The 7950-nt window shown below is 38.8% G+C and carries 4 protein-coding genes; 2 read left to right on the top strand and 2 right to left on the bottom strand.

From position 1 onward, the window contains the following. The first annotated feature begins 1028 nt into the window (after positions 1-1028). The gene (gene glgB / locus F6K22_RS18655) at positions 1029-3365 is read left to right on the top strand and encodes a 1,4-alpha-glucan branching enzyme (RefSeq protein ID WP_293100959.1); all 2337 of its coding nucleotides are present in this window, start codon (positions 1029-1031) and stop codon (positions 3363-3365) included. Positions 3366-3633: 268 nt separating this feature from the next. After that, positions 3634-4302, top strand: coding sequence for a matrixin family metalloprotease (locus F6K22_RS18650; protein ID WP_293100956.1), 669 nt, complete (start codon positions 3634-3636; stop codon positions 4300-4302). Between the two features lie 344 nt (positions 4303-4646). Here the strand turns inward: F6K22_RS18650 and F6K22_RS18645 are convergent, their stop codons facing one another. Together F6K22_RS18645 and F6K22_RS18640 are read right to left on the bottom strand one after the other, a co-directional pair. After that, positions 4647-5009, bottom strand: coding sequence for a Lin0512 family protein (locus F6K22_RS18645; RefSeq protein ID WP_293100913.1), 363 nt, complete (start codon positions 5007-5009; stop codon positions 4647-4649). Positions 5010-5243: 234 nt separating this feature from the next. Then, a partial coding sequence (locus tag F6K22_RS18640; protein ID WP_293100910.1) for a calcium-binding protein occupies positions 5244-7950 on the bottom strand: 2707 nt, incomplete at its 5' end.

Below are 7950 nucleotides of genomic sequence, written 5' to 3'. Positions count from 1 at the left end.
GGATCGTAGGCGATTCCGTTGAGGACATCGACGCCTCTTGATTCTTCCGGCGAGAGGAGCCCGCGGGCGTCGATGACCGCGACGATGTATAGTTGACCTAATACTCACATCTATAATAATTACAAAATACAATAGTATTTACTCTTGAGTATATTTTTTAATTTCTTGCTCAAATTAAAATTAAAATTTTTAATATATATTAGCTTCTCAACTATTTGATTGATGATTTTACTTCTATTCACTACCTTCTTATTTATGGCAAAAATTTTATTATTATATCAGATAATTTTAATTCCTGGTCAAAAATTTTGAGGCTCAAACTATTAAATCGTCATACTAATATAGCAGTTTAGTTATAGCAATTCCCAAGAAGCGTGAGGTACGCGCATTCCTTGGTTTTAGGGAACAGGGAATAGAATACAAATAAATAAAGATATGTGTACCTCATTAGGCTGAGAAACGCTATATTATTTAATTGATAACAATCTATTGAGGATTGCTAAGTAGCTATGCCAAGTTAATTACAGATTTTGTCTATCCCCTCTTGTATGAGTGTCTCCCTCAACTAGGAAATTCCTCTTTGCATAACTACTTATAACAGTTTTTATTTAGGTAGACTACAGCAGGAATTACATGGAACGTCCCGACAAAGGTTGTAGTTCTTACAAGTGTGTTCTATCTTTCTGAAAACTGGTAGTCATAATATATGTAATAACTTTTGAATTGGCACTTAAGGAAGCAGAACAGAGAAAGAAATGATAACTTTTCAGACGAAAATGATATAATTTATATTCTTTTTTTGTGACTCATGGCATATAAATACTGACACTTGATTATCATACCCCTCTAGAGCTACATATTTGTATACTTATTAATTGTATGAAATGAAACAAAGTGTTTCATAACTATTAATCGTTTCAGAAGCACTTGTCATGGTAAAAAGGTGACAGTCGGGCATCATCGACTAGCATACCTTCCCCATATTGTGGCATTGTTAATTAATTGTTAACAAAAATATATTGACAAAAATGACAATTTCTGTAGATCAAGTTAACCAAATAGTTTGGAATCATCATCACGACCCCTTTGAAGTCCTCGGTGCCCATCAGATAGAACAAGATGGCAAAACTGTGACAGTAATCCGAGCTTACCAACCAAATGCCGAAACTGTCTCAGTCATCTCCCCGACAGACCGGGAAGAATACCCAATGCAGTCAGTCCATAACCCTCATTTCTTTGAATGTACTATCGACACCCCGGAACTGGCCAACTATCAACTGAAAATCAAAGAAGGAGAACACGAACGAGTCATCTATGACCCCTACGCTTTCCGCTCTCCGAAACTGACAGACTTCGACCTTCAACTCTTTGGAGAAGGAAACCATCACCGCATCTACGAAAAACTAGGGGCACATATCACAGAAGTTAACGGAGTCAAAGGAGTCTACTTTGCTGTTTGGGCACCCAATGCTCGTAATGTTTCAATTTTAGGAGACTTCAACCATTGGGACGGTCGTAAACACCAAATGCGTAAAGGACACACAGGAGTTTGGGAACTATTTATTCCTGATATTGGCCCTGGAGAACACTATAAGTATGAGGTCAAAAACTGGGAAGGACACATCTACGAAAAAAGCGACCCCTATGGTTACCAACAGGAAGTAAGGCCCAAAACAGCTTCCATTGTTGTTGACCTAGACTCCTATACTTGGAACGACCAAGAATGGATGGAGAAACGTCGCCATACCGACCCTCTCACTGAACCTATTTCCGTCTATGAATGCCACCTGGGTTCTTGGATTCATGCTTCTGCTGCTGAACCTGCTAAACTACCAAATGGGGAAACTGAGCGTGTAGTTCAAGTCTCGGAACTTAGACCAGATGCTCGTTTTCTTACCTACCGAGAATTGGCAGACCGTTTGGTTTCCTACGTTAAAGATTTGGGCTATACTCACATTGAAATGTTGCCTGTGGCAGAACATCCTTTTGATGGTTCTTGGGGTTATCAGGTTACAGGATTTTTTGCTCCTACCTCTCGCTACGGTAATGCTGAAGATTTCATGTACTTTGTGGATAAATGCCATGAAAATGGTATAGGCGTAATTGTAGACTGGGTACCGGGACATTTTCCTAAAGATGGACATGGTTTGGCTTTCTTTGATGGTACTCACCTCTATGAACATCCAGACCCCCGCAAAGGCGAACACAAACAATGGGGTACTTTAGTATTTGACTATGGTCGTAATGAAGTCCGTAACTTCCTAGTGACAAATGCACTTTTCTGGTTTGAAAAGTATCACATTGATGGTTTCAGGGTAGATGCGGTTGCTTCTATGGTCTATCACAACTATATGAGACCTGATGGTGAATGGGTTGCTAACAAATATGGAGGTGTAGAATATATCGAAGCTGCTGATTTCCTCCGTCAAGTTAATCACTTGATTTTTGGTTATTATCCAGGCGTTCTTTGTATTGCAGAAGAATCTACTGCCTGGCCAATGGTGACTTGGCCGACTTATGTTGGCGGTTTAGGTTTCAACTTTAAGTGGAACATGGGTTGGATGCACGATATGCTTGACTATTTTGAAATGGACCCTTGGTTCCGACAGTTCCACCAGAATAATGTTACTTTCAGTATTTGGTATCACCACAGTGAGAACTATATGTTAGCTCTGTCTCACGATGAGGTGGTACATTGCAAGAGCCATATGTTGGGTAAGATGCCTGGGGATGAATGGCAAAAGTTTGCTAATGTCCGGGCGTTGTTTGCTTATATGTTTACTCACCCTGGTAAGAAAACTATGTTTATGGGGATGGAGTTTCCTCAATGGGGTGAGTGGGATGTTTGGGGAGATTTAGAATGGCATTTGCTCCAACATGATGCTCACCAAGGGATGAAACGATTTTTCCGGGATGTGAATCAGTTATATCGTTCTGAACCTGCTTTGTATGAACAAGATTGTAATGAGGAAGGTTTCCAGTGGATAGATTGTAGTGATAATAATCATAGTGTGGTGTCGTTTATTCGTCGCGCTAAAGATGGGAAAGAGTTTGTGGTAGCGGTTTGTAATTTTACTCCTCAACCCCATAGTCATTATCGTATCGGTGTACCTGAACCAGGGTTCTATACTGAAATATTTAATAGCGATGCTGGTAATTATGGTGGCAGCAATATGGGTAATTTGGGTGGTAAGTGGACTGATGATTGGTATTTCCATAATTATCAACAGTCTTTGGATTTATGTTTGCCTCCTTTGGGTATTTTGGTGTTTAAGTTAGACAAGGAGAAAACTCTAGCAATGATGCAAGAATCTGAGGATGTTGAAACCGTGGAAACTGAAACTGAAACTGCATCTGAAGGATAAATTCGCTCAATAAAAACCAAGGCAAAATTGAGAAGGTTGGTAGTTGAATTTTTAATTAATACTGCCAACCTTTGTTTATAGGAATGTAAGCATTCAGCCGTCAGCTATCAGTATATCAAGTTATAATTAAAGCTTGTAGTAGGGCTTTAGCCCTATCTATACTTAGGGCTAAAGCCCTACTACAAACAAAAACTTTTCGCGTTTAATGTTTATTAACAGAATAGTATCGGTTTATTTGCGGTTCTTTTTTTTCGGTTTTGCTATTTGGATGGTAGCTTTCTATTTTTTGTTTTCAACTCCTATCACTGCAGTTACTCCTCAAGATTTACCTCCTCTGAAAGCTTATCCTCTACCAGAAACTTTGGCGCAATGGCAAGACCCTCGTAATAGTGGTGATTATTTTGATGAAATTGAAGTTCAGGATGTAGGTTATCTAATTTGGTCGCACTTTCCTATTAAGGTTTATGTCGAGTCTTCTGATAATGATGAGTCTCGGTCTCGTCAATGGGTTAAGACTGTGGTAGATGCTATTTGGGAATGGAATATTTATTTACCTTTGCAAGTGGTAGATAACCCAGAAGTTGCTGATATTAAAATTTTTAAGAAGCGACCTCCCTTGACACCAGGAAAATTAAGGGCACGTTCGGCAGAAACTCGCTATCAGTTAGATCGAGATGAGAATGGTATTTTATCTCATAATTTTGTGATTTGGTTGAGTCCTATGCAAGTAGGTAAATATTTGCCTGCTGCTGCTCGTCACGAGTTTGGTCATGCTTTGGGTATTTGGGGTCATAGTCCTGAGAAAACGGATGTTATGTATTATTCTCAGGTGGCAGAACCTCCTCCTATTTCATCTAGGGATGTTAATACTCTGAAAAAGATTTATCTACAAACAACTAGAATAGGTTCCAAGTTTCCTTTTTCCTCAGATAACTGATACTACCGGAAATATAATCATATCGGAAATATAATCATATAAGTATTTATTTGTCAACAGCAAAAACACTTAATATTATAGCAGAAAATGATATTTTCTGTCTTCAGAAAAATATCAATATTTGTTGATATGTAGCTATCTTCATCTAATCTTTACAATTTGACCTTGTTATTTAAAGATTTAGTAAAGATAGGTAAAATTAATTGTTTTTTTGTCAAAAACAATTAATAATAGTAATTGTGAATTTCAACTAAGTTATAGCAACCTCAACTAACTAGTTTATATATCTGCTATGTGTTTTGCAGTCAACCATAGCAGATTTTTATTTTGATCGTATCCTATATTTATTGAGAGACAAATACAGTAACTGCGGCCACCGCAATTAACATCTCATCATTTTTATCGTCCAACTCAGCGATCGCTCGACCCTGCACCACCATCCCCCCATCTTCGACACTTATACTTTTCTGGCCAAAAGGCAATACAGCTAAAACCTCCTCTACCCGTACCTGTTCCGGGTAAGGTACAGCCACCTGTACTTCTACAATCATTTCATTGGGATGACTTAAACCTGCTACTTCCCACACACCAGGCAAAGCATTATGAGCAATGGCATTTCTGACAGCTCTAGCTGCAGCAACTGTTGGCTCCTGGCCATGTTGGTCTACACCCATTCCCATTTCAATAATTAAACGTTTTCTGGTCATAAACACCCCAAATTAATTAGGACTTACGCAGTACAATGTATTTCCGTCATTGCGACCGACTCTTAAGCAATCTCAAATCCTAGTTTTTCGTACCTCATGCGTAAGTCCTGTTAATGATACAAGACTTTTCAGATTGATGAGTTCACATCACACCCAAAACTCTTTAGGGGCGAATGGCCATTCGCCCCTACCATAGAGGATTTTAACCCCAAGCTACTGATAGCTGATAGCTAGTTAACGTAGGAAGAAATCATCAGCACTAATTTGTGCATTATTAGTTAAGGTAGCAAAATTAGCACCCGTACCTAAACCAGCAGCACTACCATTAGCATTATAGAACAAGTTACCGTTTTGACTGTTATAGACAATAAATGCAGTAGAATTTTCCGCCGCTGCATCACTGGTAACTACTGCAAACTCTGTTGCAACACTAAATCCTTCACCTTGAACACTTGTAAGAGCAGTGAAAGTTCTTTGATCCAGCAGAATAATATCTTGTCCTACAACAAAATCAGTAATTTCGTCTGTACCTACATCTGCTTGAGTAAACTCTTCATTCGTGTTGAAAATAAAGCGGTCAATACTTGCTCCACCAGTTAGTACGTCGTTACCAACTCCACCATTCATGCGATCGCGTCCGATACCACCACGGAGGGTATCATCACCATCACCACCAAGCATTATATCAAACCCAGGACGACCGATCAAGAGATCGTTATCAGCACCTCCCAGGATAAAGTCGTTACCAAAACCACCGTTGAGAGTGTCTTCTCCATCACCACCATTCATGCGATCGCTACCACCGTTGCCTGTAATCAGATCGTTATCATCACCACCACGGAGGGTATCATTACTACCAAGACCTAGTATGGTATCATCTCCTCCGAAACCATTGAGAATATCTTGACCTGGAGTACCAACAATGAAGTCGTCCGTATCTCCACCTCCGATACCAGCAAAAGTAAAGTTACTCACATCTAGGTCGATTTCTACATCAAAGGTGGCGACTATTTCTAAACTGTTTCCTTGGAAGAAAGTCAGCACAGTTTCATTGTCTGCATTAACGTAAGTAGCAAATACACCACTATTGTTAACATTAAGTTCCTGTAAACGTGTTTCTACTTCTGTTAGAGAAGTAAATTCTTGAGTTAATTCAATTAGACCTACGTTACTAGAAACAATTGTGCTTGACTCGTCTACAGTCACCTGGGTGAAGGTACTGTTACGGAAAGTTCCAAATATTCCTCTTTGAAACTGAAGTCGATCTGTTTGTATATTAAAGTTGCTAATAATGCTAGCTTCTACCAGTGAATTGAAGAAAATAGTATCGACTGAATTAGCATCAATTTGTGTTCCCGCAGTTGCCGTGGTTACTTGAGTAAAGTTAAAGTTAGTTTGAGTTAGCTCTACTTGAGATGTAAACCGACTAACAATTTCTACTTGAGTGCTACTTTGTGCAAACGCTAGTACGGTATTACCTGCTGAATTAGTGTATTGAACAAATACGGGACTATTTGCTTGTAAACTAGCTAGCAGTGCTTGTACTTCTTCTATTGAGTCAATTTGTTGTTCAACAACCAGTAAAGTTTGGTTCTGGATATCAACATTGGTGCTTGACTCAGTGACAACTGTACTGCTGAAGTTTGTATTAGTGAAACTACCAAACTGTGGAGAATTGAACGATAATGAGTCTGACTCACTAAAGCCAGCAATAGTAGCACCAGCTTCCTCTATGGAATTGAACTGAATTACGGTTTCAACTTCACTGTTGACTACAATTGTTGTATCTGAGTTACTGATGACAACATTGACATCTGGGGTATCATCATCGTCATCATTGTCATCATTGTCATCATTGTCATCATTGTCATCATTGTCATCGTCATCATTGTCATCATTGTCATCGTCCTCACCATCGTCCTCGTCGTCCTCGTCACCATCATCGTCCTCATCATCATCATCCTCAAAGTCCACAAACTCTAAGTTTTCAACATCAAAATCACCAATATTTTCCAACTCCACTTCAAAGTCTTTTACTATATCAAAGTCATTACCATCGAACAATACTAACTGAGTACGACCATCAATATTAGCTAATATCAGAACTGAACGATCTACCACCAGACTTACTAGACGTTGTTGCAGAAGTTCAAAACTAGCAAAACTTTCCTCCTCAAAAATCAAGAAATTTTCTGGCACTTGTTGGTTAAAGTTAGCAGCAATATTGATGCTAGTGAAATTTTCTAATGTGACATCAAGTTCTGTTAGTATATCAATATCTATTTCTAGCTGCTCTGTTGCAAGATCGAATGGTGTAAACAAGTCTAAGCTTTCAATAGAGAAATCACTAATATTTTCGATTTCTATTTCTGTGAGTGTCTCAAATTCATTACCATCGAAAAAGACTAACTCAATCGTACCTTCAATCTCAGCTAATAGTAGAACCGGACTTTGACCTACTAGCACTGCTAGTCGTTGTTGCAGAACTTCTAAACTAGGGAAAGTTTCTGACTCAAAAATCAAGAAACTTTCTTGAACTTGTTGGGTAATATCAGCAGTAATATTTATGCTGGTAAAAGTTTCTGCTGTGACACCTAATGATTGTAAAACGCTGGCGTTAATTTCTATTCCATCATCATCATCGTCAAAGTCGTCCTCGTCGTCAAAGTCAAAGTCCTCATCATCATCGTCAAAGTCGTCAAAGTCACCATCGTCCTCGTCACCATCATCATCCTCATCATCATCCTCAAAGTCCACAAACTCTAAGTTCTCAACATCAAAATCACCAATATTTTCCAACTCCACTTCAAAGTCTTTTACTATATCAAAGTCATTACCATCGAACAATACTAACTGAGTACGACCATCAATATTAGCTAATATCAGAACTGAACGATCTACCACCAGACTTACTAGACGTTGTTGCAGAAGTTCAAAACTA

Source organism: Okeania sp. SIO2F4, assembly GCF_010672385.1.
GTDB lineage: Bacteria > Cyanobacteriota > Cyanobacteriia > Cyanobacteriales > Microcoleaceae > Trichodesmium.
The sequence above is the reverse complement of the archived record's forward strand: the minus strand, read 5'-3'. Positions and strand labels throughout refer to the sequence as shown.

Bases quoted from the DNA above. Each gene is read 5' to 3' on its own strand.
- F6K22_RS18645 (WP_293100913.1), bottom strand. From the start codon at position 5,009: ATGACCAGAAAACGTTTAATTATTGAAATGGGAATGGGTGTAGACCAA.
- F6K22_RS18650 (WP_293100956.1), top strand. From the start codon at position 3,634: ATGGTAGCTTTCTATTTTTTGTTTTCAACTCCTATCACTGCAGTTACT.
- glgB (WP_293100959.1), top strand. From the start codon at position 1,029: ATGACAATTTCTGTAGATCAAGTTAACCAAATAGTTTGGAATCATCAT.